General features: G+C 63.2%; 15 protein-coding genes and 1 tRNA gene. 8 read left to right on the top strand and 8 right to left on the bottom strand.

What is annotated here, in order from left to right; genetic code table 11:
* Positions 1 to 58: 58 nt before the first annotated feature.
* A tRNA-Leu gene (locus AABA34_RS05780) sits at positions 59 to 143 on the bottom strand.
* 133 nt (positions 144 to 276) lie between these two features.
* Here AABA34_RS05780 and AABA34_RS05775 point away from each other — a divergent pair.
* Genes AABA34_RS05775 through AABA34_RS05765 form a run of 3 tightly spaced genes read left to right on the top strand, consistent with a single transcriptional unit; the run spans position 277 to position 2,558 of the window.
* The gene (locus AABA34_RS05775; protein WP_338304293.1) at positions 277 to 582 is read left to right on the top strand and encodes a DUF3297 family protein; all 306 of its coding nucleotides are present in this window, start codon (positions 277 to 279) and stop codon (positions 580 to 582) included.
* 51 nt (positions 583 to 633) lie between these two features.
* A complete protein-coding gene (gene der / locus AABA34_RS05770) occupies positions 634 to 2,082 on the top strand; it encodes a ribosome biogenesis GTPase Der (RefSeq protein WP_338304292.1) in 1,449 nt (482 codons plus the stop codon).
* A complete protein-coding gene (locus AABA34_RS05765; RefSeq protein WP_338304291.1) occupies positions 2,079 to 2,558 on the top strand; it encodes a DUF2721 domain-containing protein in 480 nt (159 codons plus the stop codon). The genes der and AABA34_RS05765 overlap by 4 nt, the downstream gene beginning before the upstream one ends.
* A 3-nt stretch (positions 2,559 to 2,561) precedes the next feature.
* On the opposite strand, the gene AABA34_RS05760 is transcribed toward AABA34_RS05765, so the two are convergent.
* On the bottom strand, positions 2,562 to 3,143 hold the full coding sequence (locus AABA34_RS05760) for an NAD(P)H-dependent oxidoreductase (protein WP_338304290.1): 582 nt from the start codon (positions 3,141 to 3,143) through the stop codon (positions 2,562 to 2,564).
* A gap of 66 nt (positions 3,144 to 3,209) precedes the next feature.
* Between AABA34_RS05760 and AABA34_RS05755 the strand changes: the two genes are divergently transcribed.
* Positions 3,210 to 3,797: a TetR/AcrR family transcriptional regulator gene (locus AABA34_RS05755; RefSeq protein WP_338304289.1), complete on the top strand. Its 588-nt coding sequence runs from the start codon at positions 3,210 to 3,212 to the stop codon at positions 3,795 to 3,797.
* Between the two features lie 77 nt (positions 3,798 to 3,874).
* Here AABA34_RS05755 and bfr read toward each other — a convergent pair whose 3' ends face one another.
* The gene (gene bfr / locus AABA34_RS05750; RefSeq protein ID WP_034952200.1) at positions 3,875 to 4,357 is read right to left on the bottom strand and encodes a bacterioferritin; all 483 of its coding nucleotides are present in this window, start codon (positions 4,355 to 4,357) and stop codon (positions 3,875 to 3,877) included.
* A 161-nt stretch (positions 4,358 to 4,518) separates the two neighbouring features.
* Complete coding sequence (locus AABA34_RS05745; protein ID WP_338304288.1) at positions 4,519 to 4,722, bottom strand: (2Fe-2S)-binding protein; 204 nt, start codon at positions 4,720 to 4,722, stop codon at positions 4,519 to 4,521.
* A gap of 145 nt (positions 4,723 to 4,867) precedes the next feature.
* Between AABA34_RS05745 and AABA34_RS05740 the strand changes: the two genes are divergently transcribed.
* The gene (locus AABA34_RS05740) at positions 4,868 to 5,632 is read left to right on the top strand and encodes a hypothetical protein (RefSeq protein WP_338304287.1); all 765 of its coding nucleotides are present in this window, start codon (positions 4,868 to 4,870) and stop codon (positions 5,630 to 5,632) included.
* Here the strand turns inward: AABA34_RS05740 and AABA34_RS05735 are convergent.
* Entirely contained in the window at positions 5,621 to 6,910 is a 1,290-nt protein-coding gene (locus AABA34_RS05735; protein ID WP_338304286.1) for a DUF418 domain-containing protein, read from the bottom strand. The genes AABA34_RS05740 and AABA34_RS05735 overlap by 12 nt on opposite strands.
* Before the next feature lie 86 nt (positions 6,911 to 6,996).
* A complete protein-coding gene (locus tag AABA34_RS05730; protein ID WP_338304285.1) occupies positions 6,997 to 8,118 on the bottom strand; it encodes an SPOR domain-containing protein in 1,122 nt (373 codons plus the stop codon).
* 296 nt (positions 8,119 to 8,414) lie between these two features.
* On the opposite strand from AABA34_RS05730, the gene AABA34_RS05725 reads away from it, so the two are divergent.
* From AABA34_RS05725 to AABA34_RS05715, 3 genes are all read left to right on the top strand, one after another.
* Positions 8,415 to 9,140: a ParA family protein gene (locus AABA34_RS05725; RefSeq protein ID WP_034952192.1), complete on the top strand. Its 726-nt coding sequence runs from the start codon at positions 8,415 to 8,417 to the stop codon at positions 9,138 to 9,140.
* 15 nt (positions 9,141 to 9,155) lie between these two features.
* Positions 9,156 to 9,725 (top strand): hypothetical protein, encoded by a 570-nt coding sequence (locus tag AABA34_RS05720; RefSeq protein WP_338304284.1) that lies wholly within the window; start codon positions 9,156 to 9,158, stop codon positions 9,723 to 9,725.
* 65 nt (positions 9,726 to 9,790) lie between these two features.
* On the top strand, positions 9,791 to 11,272 hold the full coding sequence (locus AABA34_RS05715; protein ID WP_338304283.1) for an SPOR domain-containing protein: 1,482 nt from the start codon (positions 9,791 to 9,793) through the stop codon (positions 11,270 to 11,272).
* Positions 11,273 to 11,350: 78 nt separating this feature from the next.
* Here AABA34_RS05715 and AABA34_RS05710 read toward each other — a convergent pair whose 3' ends face one another.
* Both AABA34_RS05710 and AABA34_RS05705 read right to left on the bottom strand, forming a co-directional pair.
* Positions 11,351 to 12,586, bottom strand: coding sequence for a dihydroorotase (locus AABA34_RS05710; protein ID WP_338304282.1), 1,236 nt, complete (start codon positions 12,584 to 12,586; stop codon positions 11,351 to 11,353).
* On the bottom strand, positions 12,583 to 13,599 hold the full coding sequence (locus AABA34_RS05705) for an aspartate carbamoyltransferase catalytic subunit (protein WP_338304281.1): 1,017 nt from the start codon (positions 13,597 to 13,599) through the stop codon (positions 12,583 to 12,585). Before AABA34_RS05705 ends, AABA34_RS05710 begins: the two co-directional genes overlap by 4 nt.
* Positions 13,600 to 13,616 lie beyond the last annotated feature (17 nt).

Raw genomic sequence — 13,616 nt, 5'->3', positions numbered from 1 at the left:
AACTGAAGCCTTCTTGAGCGAATTTGTCGGATGTCCGGTTCCTGCCACGGGGGGAAACTGGTGCGGGCGAAGGGACTCGAACCCCCACATCTTGCGATACCAGAACCTAAATCTGGCGCGTCTACCAATTTCGCCACGCCCGCATTCCCCGAACGAAGCCGCGCGGGACACCGTAGGCCTCCCGCGCGCATTAGCAGGGGCCTGTATCGCCGCTTGTCGCAAAGGGCAAGTGGAACGCGCTTGTTTACGACTCTATCCGGCATTATGGGCGCGGCCATGACAGAAGAAACCACCCCCGCTCCCGCCGCTGGCGGCGCCGACGTTCCGCCCGATCACCTTTCGGTCAATCCGCGCAGCCCGGCTTTCGACGCCGAAATCCTGCAACGCGGAGTCGGCATCCGGTTCAAGGACCGCGTGCGCACCGATATCGAGGAATATTCGATTTCCGAAGGCTGGGTCCGGGTGCAGGCAGGCAAGACCGTCGATCGCAAGGGCAATCCGCTGACGATCAAGCTGACTGGCCCGGTAGAGGCATGGTTCGAAGATCTCGGCGGCAATCCCCCGGTCGCGAAGAAGGGTTAGAGCGGCGTTCTGCTTGCCAAGTGGCAGGTGAGCGGCCACTTGAATGCAGAAATGAAACCGCAGGTCATCATCATCGGTCGCCCCAATGTGGGCAAATCCACGCTGTTCAACCGGCTGGTGGGCAAGAAGCTCGCGCTGGTTGACGATCAGCCCGGCGTCACGCGCGACCGGCGCATGGGCGATGCCGAGATTGCGGGGATGAAGTTCACCATCGTCGACACCGCCGGGTGGGAAGACGAAGACGAGCTGACCCTGCCCGGCCGGATGCGCAAGCAGACCGAGGCTAGTCTTGAGGGGGCAGACGCGGCGCTGTTCGTGGTAGACGCGCGCGCCGGCCTCACCCCGCTCGACAATGAGATCGCCCGGTACCTGCGCGAACATCAGGTGCCGATCGTGCTGGTCGCCAACAAGGCAGAAGGCAGCGCTGGCGAAGCGGGCGTGCTAGAATCCTACTCGCTCGGCTTTGGCGAGCCGGTGGCGCTTTCCGCGGAGCACGGCGAAGGCGTGGCAGACCTGTTCGGCGCGCTCTGGCCGATCATCGGGGACAAGGCCGAAGCCGCCGAAGCGGCCGAGGAGTTTGCCGAAAGCGAGGAAGAAGAGGCCGAAAATTCGCGTGGCCCCCTGAAACTCGCGATTGTCGGACGCCCGAATGCGGGCAAGTCCACCCTGATCAACCGGCTGCTGGGCGAAGATCGCCTGCTGACCGGGCCGGAAGCCGGGATCACTCGCGATTCGATTGCAATCGACTGGAAATGGACCGATCCCAAATCAGGCGAAGTGCACGACATCCGCCTGATCGACACTGCGGGAATGCGCAAGAAGCGCAACGTCACCGAAAAGCTCGAAAAGCTTTCGGTTGCGGACGCCCGCCGCGCGGTGGATTTTGCCGAAGTCGTCGTGCTGCTGCTCGATGCGACGCAGGGGCTGGAGCATCAGGACCTCAAGATCGCCAGCATGGTGCTTGAGGAAGGGCGCGCCTTGATGGTAGCGATCAACAAGTGGGACGTCGCGGGCGAAAACACCGCCGAAACACCCTCGGGCATTTTCAACGGCATCAAGCAGGCGCTGCACGATGGCCTTGCGCAGGTTCGCGGGGTGCCGCTGTTCTCCGTCTCGGCAAAGACCGGCAGGGGGCTGGACACCATGCTGGGCGCGGCGTTTGAACTGCGCGAAAGCTGGTCGCGCCGCGTGCCCACCGCCGCGCTCAACCGCTGGTTCGACGATGCGCTGGCCGCCAATCCGCCGCCCGCACCCGGAGGCCGCCGGGTCAAGCTGCGCTATATCACGCAGGTCGGCACCCGCCCGCCCCGCTTCGTCATCTTCGGTTCGCGCCTCGACGATCTGCCCAAGAGTTACGAGCGCTATCTCGTCAACGGCATCCGCGCCAAGCTGGGTTTTGATGCAGTTCCGGTGCGGGTGACGCTGAAATCGCCGAAAAACCCCTACAACGCCAACAAGGGCGGCGGGGGCAACTACTCGACCGGTTCGGACAAGTCGTGATCGCAAACCTGATCGCTGCCGATCCCACGCTGGCGCTGGAGATCATCGAGCGCACCGCCTCCACCCCCAGGGTACGGCAGGCGCTCGAATTGAGCCTTGCCCCTGCGTTTCTGCTGGTCGGTATCGGCAGCATCATGAACGTCATGATGGCGCGTCTCACATGGCTCGCCGGGCGCATAGAGCGTTTGGCCGAGCCGACTGAAGGCGCGTGCAACATATCCCATGCCAACGAACTGGCCTGGCTGCGCAGGCGGCGCAAGCTGGCGCGCCTCGCAATCAAGTTTTCGACAGGTGCCGCCGTTGTCATCAGCTTCGAAATCGCGGTGCTTTTCCTTTCCGCCTATATCGAACCGCGCATCGGCACCTTTGTCGCGGTGCTGTGGATCGTGACTATCAGCCTGCTGATCACGGGCCTCATCTATTTCCTGCGTGAAACCCTGTTGGCAGCGGACGGCCCGAAGACCGACGGCGCTTAGGCTTCAGGCGGCTGCTTTGGCGCGCATCTGCGTTGCCAGCCCCAGCCATTTGTCTCGGGCTGCGGCATCCGACATCTTCACCGATCCCAACTGCCTGATGAACCGCGGCCTGATGCCGCAGAACTGGTAGACCGCCTGCTTGATCGTGCGCCGGGCGGGCTTGTTGTATAGCCATGTATCGACCCATGTCGGCGTATCGGCGGTGATGATCGCATCACCCGTCTTGCCATCAAGCAGCTTGTCCCAAGCCATGCCGCGCGCCTTGTACTTATAGGCAAATCCCGGCGTCAGCGCCCGGTCGAGCACGCTCTTGGCCAGCGTCGGCATCGCGCCCCACCATAAGGGGTGAACGATCAGCACGCGATCTGCCCATGCGAGATTGGCCTGCCACTGTTGAAGTGACGGCTCGAGCGCGGGGGCATCGCCATAACCGCGAAACTCGCTCGAAAATTCCATCTCGCTAAGATCCATCCGGCCCACTTCTGCCCCGGCCGCCTGCGCCGCCTGCTGATAGGCATCGGCCAGCGCCGCGCTGAATGATCCCGCCCGTGGATGGGCCACCCATACAAAAACCCGTTCGCTCATCGTGATTCTCCTTTTCTTGACACTGTGTAAAGTTGACACGGCGTCAATTGGAGATAACTTGACATCATGTCAAGCGAAAAACTCAACGCCACCCGCAACCGCATTCTCGAAGCGGCGCAGCGCATTCTCGAAGGGGAGGATCCGGGCAAAAGCCGGATGAACGATATCGCCAAGGCAGCCGGTATCAGCCGCCAGGCGCTCTACCTTCATTTTCCCAGTCGCTCCGAATTGCTGGTCGCCACCGCGCGCCATCTCGACGGAGTTCATGATGTCGATGCACAGCTTGCCGCCAGCCGTGCGGCACGATCGGGTGTCGAACGGCTGGACGCCTTTATCGAGGCTTTCGGCAATCACATTCCCAAGGTGTGGGGCGTGGCCCGGGCCTTCATGGCGATGATGGACAGCGATGAAGCCGCGCGTGACGCATGGCATGACCGGATGCAGGCCCTGCGCCACGGATGCGCCGCTGCCGTCGCCGATCTCGAACGGGACGGACAGCTTGCCGGTCACTGGACGCATGATCACGCGACCGACTGGCTCTGGATGCTGCTGTCGATGCGCAACTGGGAATTGCTGGTGCGCGAATGCGGGTGGTCGCACGGGGACTACATCACCCAGATGCAGCGCAGCGCGCGCGAAGTGTTGATCGGCTGAAGCAGAAAGGGCGGAGCATCGCTGCCCCGCCCTTCCCAAACCTTTCGGTACGACCCTTCAGGCTCTGATGAAAAACCTTACTCTTCGCCGGCTGCCTTGCTTTGCAGCTGGACGTAGTTTTCGAGGCCCATCCGCTCGATCATGTCGAACTGGGTTTCGAGGAAGTCTACGTGCTCTTCCTCGTTATCGAGGATATGTGCGAACAGATCGCGGCTGACGTAATCGCGCACGCTTTCGCAATAGGCGATGGCATCGCGCAGCAGCGGGATCGCGTCCTCTTCCAGCGCCATGTCGGCCTTCAGGATTTCAAGCACGTTTTCGCCCACGCGCAGGTTGTGGATCGCCTGGAAATTGGGCAGGCCGTTGAGGAACAGCACTCGCGCAGCGAGTTTGTCCGCGTGCTCCATTTCCTCGATCGATTCCTTGCGCTCATAAGCGGCCAATTTGGTCACGCCCCAATCGTCGAGCACGCGGTAGTGCAGCCAATACTGGTTGATCGCGGTCAGCTCGTTGGTGAGCGCCTTGTTGAGGAATTCGATGACTTTCGGATCGCCTTTCATGGCGTGATACCCCTTGGATTTGCAGTTTGAGCCAGATCAAAGCGCTGGCCATGTCAGGGGCATAGATAAAGCCTCGCCCCCTTGCCTGACAAGAGGGTGACGGAATTATTTTCGTTTAGAATCAGTTGTTTGCGATCCGCTCGCAATAGCGGATTGGAAACTTATAATGCGACTTTTTCGCAGCTGAACTGGCCGGCACCCAGCGCGCGTTCCTGTTCGATAATTTGCCCCGCCTTTCCAAGGCATTGGCCGCAATTGGGGCGTTTGCCCAGCGTCGCATAGGTCGCCTCTGCATCGCCGCCCGAAGTCAAGGCGGCCTTGCGCAGGTCATCTTCGCGGATGGCATTGCAAATGCAGATATACATGGCGTCGGGAATCACTCCTGCGAGGCGTTTGCAAGAACAAGATATGCGAATTAATCGCAATAGCAAGCAGAAAGCGCATCGGCGGCGACACCCGCCGCTTCCGGACCCTATGGCGCTCGCGCAGGTTTGCGATATAGACGGCGCGATGGGACGCAGCAGCAACGGCACAGCGCGCGACATAACGCGCCATTTCGCACTCTCGGCAACGGCTTTGGCAGGCGCGTGCGCACTGATCTCCGGATGCGGCCTTACCCCCGAACAGGAAGCCGACGCGATCGAACAGGGCATACTGTCCTCCCCCGGAAGCGAGGATTTGTGGGCGACGATCGAGACCCATTACCCCGATGACTTCGCCGATCTTGTCGGGCGCTTGAGGGCGCTGGACAATCAGGAGCGCGCCGACGCTGCCAGTACCGAAGCCGTCGCTGCGGAGTGGCTGCGCGAGTTCTTCGCCCGCATCGGCACAGATGCGGTCAAGGCTCCACCCAAGGCAATGCTGGTCTGGAGCGCGACCGAGGGTGAGCTTTACTCCGCGTTGCAGCGCGCATCGCAGGATCAATGCGCGGCGATGACAATGGGCGAGTGGGTCTATGTCGATGACAAGCAGGGCGCGGTCGCAGCCGCGATCACCCGGCGCAATGCGGCAATGGTGCGCGCCGCAGCCGCCGGGCGCGACACTCCCGAAGCCTATGCCGCGCCGGACGAGGCCGATTTCGAACAGTTGGGCAAGGCGATATCGGCCACCGGAATTGCCCCGGATCTGCAGGCGGCATTGGGATCGGACGCGGCGATGGAGGCACTGCCACCCGAAGACCAGTGCAAGGTCGGCGTTGCCGTCTACACCGGGCTCACGGCGCTGCCCGACGAAGTCGAGCCGCGCGTCGCTGCCTACATGCTGTCACCGCTTTAGCGGAAACACCTTGCGATAGGTGAGGCAGCGCCACAGCCATTCGAGCGGACCATAACGATACCGCTCCAGCCACGGCTTCGACCAGGCCAGCATCAACACCCACATCGTGAAGGTCAGCAGGTAGAGTTCGGGACGGTTGAGCTTCCCGAACAGGCCCAGCGCCCAGCCGTGCATGATGAACAGCATGACGATCGAGGTGCCGAGGTAATTGGTGAAAGCCGCCCTCCCCGCCGCGCGCACCCGCTCCGCGAGCCATCCCGTCCAGCCCGGCGAATAGGCCACCAGCAAAGAGGCAACGCCCAAAACCATGAATATCCTTGGCAGGGGACTCCACCCGACGAAGGCCGCGAGCGTGGCGTAAAAGGTAAAGCCGCCTTCTCTCACGAACAGCCCAATCGCCAGATGCCCCAGCGCGCCGCCTATAAAGCCGATCCATCCCCACAGCTTCATCTTGCGTTGATCGAAACCGCCACTGAAAAAGCCGAACCGGTACAACGCCACACCCAGCAACATCAGCGGCAGGGTCTCGAACCCGAACAGGAACGTGTTGGCAATCGGATCGATGCTATGTTCGCTCACACGGTGCGCGACAAAGCCGGAATAATCACCCGATTCGAGCAGCGCAGTTTCGACATTGCCGTCATCCAGCTGCTGCTGCTGGGATCCGATCATGTCCGGACGCATTTCCGCCATTGGCCCGCCTTCATCGCCAAGCGGGGTATCGGCAACGAGGTAAGGCAGGCTCATGAAAGCCGCGTAGAACAACACGCCAAAGAAATAGCCGATCAGGCCGGTCCACAGCTGCGACTTTGCGCTCCATTTGAGGCAGGGGACCACGAGGAACCCAATAATGGCGTAGTAAAGCAGGATGTCGCCGAACCAGATCAGGAAGAAATGGATTGCCCCGAACAGGGCAAGGATGAACAGCCGCCACATCTGCAACCAGCGCGTACCGCCACGCGCCCATGTGCGCTCCATGAAGAGATACAGCCCCGCACCGAACAGGAGGGTAAACAGCCCGCGCATCTTGCCATCAACCAGAACAAATTGCGCAATCCACATCCAGCCATCCGGGTCGTCCGCAGGGGTCAGGAAAGCTTCGGGCCACATATAGGCATTCATCGGCTGGCCAAAGGCAACGATATTCGCCGCCAGAATGCCCATCACCGCCAGCCCGCGAATGAAATCGAGCGTTTCGATCCGGTCCTTGGCAGCGACCGGTGCAAAGTCGGGTGTCGCGGCCTGATCGGCTGCACCGTCCGCGATGGCTTCGTTCATGTGTGATCCCCCTATGCCAGCTAGCTCGGCCAACCTAGCAGCCGCGCGCCCGAGGGGAAGTGATTATCGCGACCGTGGTCGAGCGGTTATGGCGCCTTGACGATGCAGCCCTGCCCTTGCCGCTTCAACGTGTCGCAGGCCGCCTGCGCTTCGGCCCGGCTCGCGAAGCCGACGGCCAGCAGCCGGGTGACGTTGCCACCGGGAACCAGCGACTTGCGCGTTCCGGCGAGCGCCGGATTGGATTGCAGGCGCGTCCAAAGACGATCGGCATTGCCCGCAACGCCGAACGCGCCGAGTTGCACCTGCCAGTTGCCCGAAGCCCGCACAGGAGCAGGAGCGGGTGCAGCGACGGGCGCGGGAGCGGGTGCGGGAGCAGCCGCAACCATGCGCTGTGCGGGTGCAGGCGCGGGCTGCACCTGAACCGGCGTTCGTGATTGGCGTTCAACCTGACCGGCCACGCGCACCGGCCTCTGATCGGCTGCTACGGAGCGGGTCACTGCCGGCTGTACCGGAGCGGGAGCGGGAGCCGGAGCCGAAACCGGAGCAGAAGCAGCAGCCGCTGGCGATGCGCCCAGATCCAGTGCGGCCAACTCCGCCGAACGACGCTGCGCGGCCTGTTCCTCCATTGACCGCGCAAGAGTCTGGGCCTGCTGACGCTGGCTCAGCAGCACATAACTGTCCATCTGCTGCAGCGCGGTTGCCGCCTGCGGCAGGCCCGCGCCATTCGCCAGCGTAAGCAAGGCATAGGCGCGTACCCAGTCCTTTGACGCGAAGTCGGCGTTGAAATGCGCAAGCCCCAGAACATATTGCGCGCGCGGATCGCCGCGATCTGCCGCTGCGGAGATCAGCGGCATGGCTTTGTCCTGCTGCCCCTGCTGGAACAGCAGCAGTCCGTAATTGTCGGCTGCTTTCACATGGCCACGCGCGGCGGCCTGTTCGTAAAGGGCGCTGGCCCGTTCCATGTCCGCTTCGACCCCGCGTCCGAGGCGATATGCCTGAGCGAGATTGAACAGCGCATCGGCATCACCCGCCTGTGCCGGCCCCTCCCATTCGGCAACCGCGGTGGCGTAGTCACCCTGGCTCCATGCGTCGACCCCGGCCTTCACATCGGCGGCAGCGGGAACGGCTGCAAAAGCGATTGCACAGGCGCCAAGACCGGCAGCAAGCCGGTTGGCAGGGCGGGCGAAAGAAAACGCGTTACGGGCCATCAGATTAGCGCTCCTGTGTGGCAGCGTGCGAAAAGAGTGACGAGGATCATAGTGAAAAAGTGGTTAGCATTTCGTTGCACAGCCCCTGCGATCACCATGCACGCCCTTCGCCCAACCGTCTGCGACGGCTCTGCGCGGCGCATGTCCAGGCAATATCGAAGCGCGGCAGGTGCTTGAAACGCATCAAAAAGGGCGAGCCCCGTATTAACTCAAAATTAGGGGTATCCTGCGATCCAGAGGTTCATCCGGTCGCATTAAGGCGACGATTACAGGTCTATAATCAGGGGGACCGAGCGTTGCGTGTACTCGCTTTGGCATCGCAGAAAGGCGGATCAGGGAAAACCACCCTTTCCGGGCATTTGGCCGTTCAGGCCCAGCGCGCAGGCGCAGGGCCGGTCGTCCTGATCGACATCGACCCGCAAGGCTCGCTGGCCGATTGGTGGAATGAACGCGAAGCCGAATATCCGGCCTTTGCGCAAACCACCGTATCGCGGCTTGCCGCCGATCTTCAGGTGCTTCGCCAGCAGGGCTTCAAGCTCGCGGTCATCGACACGCCGCCTGCAATTACCATGGCAATCCAGTCGGTGATCAGTGTCGCCGAGCTGATCGTCGTTCCGACCCGTCCCAGCCCGCACGATCTGCGCGCCGTCGGCGCAACGGTCGATCTTTGCGAACGCGCGGGCAAGCCGCTGATCTTCGTGGTCAACGCGGCCACGCCCAAGGCCAAGATCACTTCCGAAGCCGCCGTCGCGCTGTCGCAGCACGGCACGGTGGCACCGGTAACCTTGCATCACCGCACCGATTTCGCCGCATCGATGATTGATGGCCGGACCGTCATGGAAGTCGATCCTGAAGGCCGCAGCGCCGCCGAAATCACCGCACTGTGGAAGTACATCTCGGACCGGCTCGAAAAGAATTTCCGCCGCACTGTGTTCGCCGCGCCCGGAACCGGCGTGAATCAGGCACAGGCAGGCGGCGTGCATCGCCCCGCTGGCGGCTTTGGCCGCCGGGTGGCCCAGTAAGGGGGCTGCACCGCGATGTCCGAAGCCAGCTTTGCCTCGCTTGGACCGACTTTGCTCGCCCGCAAAGGTGGCGCAAAGCCCGCCATGCGCCCGCAACTCGCCCCGCTTCCCGAAGTCGTGGCCGAAGACCAGCTCGAAGACCTCGGCTGGAACGACATGGGTCATGACGACGCAAGCCAGACTGACAATGGCAGCACGGATGTTGTCTCGATCCTGAGCAATGCGGCCACTCCTGCGGAACTGCCGCAAGGCGAAGAAAGCCCGCTGGTCGTGCGGCAACAGCGCAATCTGGCCGATCAACTGCTGGCAAATGCGGCAATCGGCCAGGACAATGAAGATCACGAAGCCGAACTGATCCAGAGCAAGCCCGCCCCAGCGCGCAAACAGGCATCGCGCAATTCGCGTCGCGCCGCCTTCACGCTGCGGCTCGACACCGAACGTCACCTCAAGCTGCGGCTCGCCGCGACGATCCAGGGGGTCAGCGCACAGGCGCTGGTAACGGAGGCACTCGATGCCTTGCTCGCCGGGATCGAGGATCTTGACACCATCGCCCAGCGCCTGAACGGGCGCATGACTAGCAACTGACAACTAATTGTTAACCAAACTCGATCAAAACGCTGACAATCATGGTTAATTTAGGGGAAACGACAATGGCCCGCGATAATCAAGGCTTTACCAACAGCCGCAGCAGTGGCCCGAAGATGGCCCTTTTCATCGGCACCGCGCTGGCAAGCCTCGCGCTCGCCGGCTGTGCGGCATCGGCGCCGCCCGCGGAAGTGTCGTTCACCAAGGCCCAGGCCGCGCTTCAGAATGGCAAGGTGGACAATGCCGTCGCACACGCCGAAGCCGCTGTGCTGGCCGAACCGCGCAACGCCGGTTTCCGTGCGCTGCTGGGTGCATCCTATCTTGAGGCAGGCCGTTTCCAGTCCGCCGCAACCGCCTTTGGCGAAGCGATCGAACTGGGTGACAGCGATCCGCGCACCGTTCTGAGCTATGCCCTTGCTCAGGTCGCCATCGGCAACAACACCGCTGCACTGCAAACTCTGCAAGCCCATGAAAGCGCGATCCCCGCCGCTGATCTGGGCCTTGCGATGGCGCTCGCGGGTGCTCCGGAACGCGGCGTGCATTACCTCGTGAACACGGTGCGCAATGGCGACACCAGCGCCAAGGCGCGCCAGAACCTTGCCTATTCCTATGCGCTCGCAGGCAATTGGCCGGCTGCGCGGGTCATGGCCGCCGAAGACGTTCCGGCAGACCAGCTCGATGCGCGCCTGACCGAATGGGCCTCTACTGCTCGCCCGGAAGACCACATGGTCCGCGTGGCGAAGCTGCTGGGTATCAGCCCGGTTGCCGACGGCGGCCAGCCGCAGCATCTCGCGCTCGCCAATTTCCCGAGCCAGCAAGTGCTCGTCGCCGAAGCCGAAACCGGCAGCAGCGATGCCGCTCCGGCCGAGTTCGCCGAAGCCAAGCCGACTCAAAGCGAAGCAATGGCCTTTGGCATTCGCGACATCGATACCGTCTATGTCGAGGACAAGGACGAAGATGCCGTAGAGACGGTTGACCCGACCCCGCGCGCCGCCAGCCCGGTACGCGTGGCTGAGGCTACTCCGGCGGTAACCGCACCGGTGCGCAGTTCCGCTCCGGCTCCTGTGGCAACGCCGGTTGCCGCTGCCGCTCCTTCGCGTGGTGCACCGCGCTTCGTATCCAACGCCGTGGTGCAGCAAGTTCCCGTGTCCGCACCACGTCCGGCGCAGGCCGCTCGCCCGCAGCCCGTTCGTGCTCCTGCACAGGCACGCGCCACCGTCCAGCCGATGGCTGTCGCAACCGGGGCGGATGCAACCCATCTCGTCCAGCTCGGCGCCTTCGAAAGCCGTGCTGTGGCGGAATCCAAGTGGCGCGAATTGCAGCGCCGCTTCCCGCAGCTTTCCAAGCATGACGTTGTCATCACCGAAGCCAAGGTCAACGGTCGCACGTTCTTCCGCGTCGCTGCCGCAGGCTTCACTTCACGCACCGCAAGCAGCATGTGCGGAACCGTAAAGTCTTCGGGCCGTGGCTGCTTTGCCTATGCCGCATCGAACCCGCCCGCAGGCGCGGTCGACAACGGCGTTCGCGTGGCCGCACGTTCACGCTAACCCGCAAACCAACTTCAGCGAGACTGCCCTCGGAGCGCCCCAGCTCCGGGGGCATTTTTTGACGCGTGGATCAGCCGCTCAAAGCGGGATTTCGACCCCGCCCTTGATCAGAGCCTTGACCCGGCCCTGCACACCCTGCCTGTCGAACGGAGTGTTGTCGGCTGTCGCCTCCATCATCCGGCGATCCACAATCCACGGGGCATCCGGATCGATCACCGCGATATCGGCTTCTCGTCCCGGTTCGATCGCACCCGCATTCACCCCGAGCAATTGCGCGGGGTTAGCGGCCAGCAGACGAAACGCGGCAGCGGTGTCGATCAGTTCTTCTCGCACGAGGTTGAACACCAGCGGCAGCAAGGTTTCGGCCCCTGCCATGCCCGGCTCGGCATCGGCGAAGGGCAGACGCTTGTCTTCCGGGCCGCGCGGATCGTGACCGCTGGCGATGACATCCACCGTCCCGTCGGCAATCGCCGCGCGCGCAGCCTGCCTGTCCGCTTCACTGCGCAAGGGCGGTGAAAGCCGGGTGAAGGTGCGAAAATCGGCGGTGGCGAGATCGGACAGCATGAAATGCGCAGGGGTGATTCCGCAGGTGACCCGGGTGCCCTTGGCCTTGGCCGCGCGGATCAGGTCGAACCCGGCGGCGGTGGTGACCTGGCGGAAATGCACGCGCGCGCCGCTCATTTCGGCAAGCGCAATGTCCCGCGCCAGCGCAAGCGTTTCGGCTTCAGCCGGGGCGCTCGGCAGGCCAAGGCGGGTCGCGATCTCGCCTGCAGTGGCAGCGGCACCGGCGGCAAGCCCATCGTCCTCGGCATGGCAGACGACCACCAGATCGAGCATGGCCGCATATTGCATCAGCCGCAGCATAACGCCGCTGTCGCCGATCCAGCGCCGTCCTGTGGCAACTCCGCGCGCACCCGCATCACGCATCAGCGCGATCTCCGCGAGTTCGCTACCTTCGAGCCCGCGGGTCGCAGCGGCAAGCGGGTGAACCCACAGATCGGGCTTGCCGCTCTTGGCGATGTAGTTGACGCGGCTCGGGTAATCGAGCGGCGGCGACTGGTCGGGCATCAGCGCCGCACGCGTGATCCCACCGAAATAGAAAGCGGGCTTGTCGACCTTGAACACCCCGAAATCGACGATTCCGGGAGCCACTAGCTTGCCTTTGGCATCCAGCACGGTGTCACCGTCCTGTGGCATCACATCGGGCCCAACGGCAGCGATCAGGCCGTCAACCAGCCGCACCGTGCCCTGCACCACGCCATCTCGCGTGACGATTTTGCCGCCGGTAACCGCAAGAGGCTGCGTCTGCTTCATGCCCAGCCCTCCACACCACGCGCCTTGCGCGTCAGCACGTCGAGACACGCCATGCGGATCGCCACGCCCATTTCCACCTGTTGGGTGATGATCGAGCGATCAACCATGTCGGCCACTTCGCTGTCGATCTCCACCCCGCGGTTCATCGGGCCGGGATGCATCACCAGCGCATCGGGAGCAGCCCGTTGCAAACGCGTTTTGGTAAGCCCGTAGAGGTGGTGATACTCGCGCGCCGAAGGGATGAACTGCCCGGACATACGCTCCGACTGGAGCCGCAGCATCATGACTACATCGCTGCCATCCAGCGCCGCGTCGAAATCGTGGAACACTTCCGCACCCATCGCCTCCACTCCGGCGGGCATCAGCGCAGGCGGCGAACACAGGCGCACGGTCGCGCCCAGCGCCTGCAGGCACAGGATGTTCGAACGCGCGACGCGGCTGTGCAGGATGTCGCCGCAAATGGTGATCCGCCGTCCGGTGAAATCCTCATCCGCCTCGCCCCGCCGGGCAAGCGCCTCGCGCAAGGCAAGCGCATCGAGCAGGGCCTGAGTCGGATGTTCGTGCTGCCCGTCCCCGGCGTTGAGCACCGGGCAATCGACCTTGTCCGCAATCAGCTGCGTTGCGCCGGAGGAACCGTGGCGGATCACGATCGCATCGGCGCGCATGGCGTTAAGGGTGATCGCGGTGTCGATCAGCGTCTCGCCCTTCTTCACACTGGATGTTGCCGCCTGCATATTGACGACATCGGCCCCCAGACGCTTGCCCGCGATCTCGAAACTGAGCAGCGTGCGGGTCGAGTTTTCGAAGAAGGCGTTGATGATCGTCAGGCCGGAAAGCAGGCCGACGTGCTTGGTGCTCTGGCGGTTCAGATCGACCCATTGTTCCGCCTGCGCCAGCAGAAAGAGGATCTCGTGCCGTTCAAGCTGGGCGATGCCGGTGAGGTCGCGGTGCGGAAACGCCAGACGCCCCGCCGGAAAGCGCGCATCCGTCTGATTGGGAGTTGCTGTGTTCATCAATGCCCCGAAAGCTC

The organism is Erythrobacter sp. Dej080120_24 (assembly GCF_036322605.1).
Lineage (GTDB): Bacteria > Pseudomonadota > Alphaproteobacteria > Sphingomonadales > Sphingomonadaceae > Erythrobacter > Erythrobacter aurantius.
The sequence above is the reverse complement of the archived record's forward strand: the minus strand, read 5'-3'. Positions and strand labels throughout refer to the sequence as shown.

Bases quoted from the DNA above. Each gene is read 5' to 3' on its own strand.
- der (WP_338304292.1), top strand. From the start codon at position 634: ATGAAACCGCAGGTCATCATCATCGGTCGCCCCAATGTGGGCAAATCC.
- AABA34_RS05705 (WP_338304281.1), bottom strand. From the start codon at position 13,599: ATGAACACAGCAACTCCCAATCAGACGGATGCGCGCTTTCCGGCGGGG.
- AABA34_RS05755 (WP_338304289.1), top strand. From the start codon at position 3,210: ATGTCAAGCGAAAAACTCAACGCCACCCGCAACCGCATTCTCGAAGCG.
- AABA34_RS05745 (WP_338304288.1), bottom strand. From the start codon at position 4,722: ATGTATATCTGCATTTGCAATGCCATCCGCGAAGATGACCTGCGCAAG.
- bfr (WP_034952200.1), bottom strand. From the start codon at position 4,357: ATGAAAGGCGATCCGAAAGTCATCGAATTCCTCAACAAGGCGCTCACC.
- AABA34_RS05775 (WP_338304293.1), top strand. From the start codon at position 277: ATGACAGAAGAAACCACCCCCGCTCCCGCCGCTGGCGGCGCCGACGTT.
- AABA34_RS05720 (WP_338304284.1), top strand. From the start codon at position 9,156: ATGTCCGAAGCCAGCTTTGCCTCGCTTGGACCGACTTTGCTCGCCCGC.
- AABA34_RS05730 (WP_338304285.1), bottom strand. From the start codon at position 8,118: ATGGCCCGTAACGCGTTTTCTTTCGCCCGCCCTGCCAACCGGCTTGCT.
- AABA34_RS05710 (WP_338304282.1), bottom strand. From the start codon at position 12,586: ATGAAGCAGACGCAGCCTCTTGCGGTTACCGGCGGCAAAATCGTCACG.
- AABA34_RS05740 (WP_338304287.1), top strand. From the start codon at position 4,868: ATGGGACGCAGCAGCAACGGCACAGCGCGCGACATAACGCGCCATTTC.
- AABA34_RS05715 (WP_338304283.1), top strand. From the start codon at position 9,791: ATGGCCCGCGATAATCAAGGCTTTACCAACAGCCGCAGCAGTGGCCCG.
- AABA34_RS05735 (WP_338304286.1), bottom strand. From the start codon at position 6,910: ATGAACGAAGCCATCGCGGACGGTGCAGCCGATCAGGCCGCGACACCC.
- AABA34_RS05760 (WP_338304290.1), bottom strand. From the start codon at position 3,143: ATGAGCGAACGGGTTTTTGTATGGGTGGCCCATCCACGGGCGGGATCA.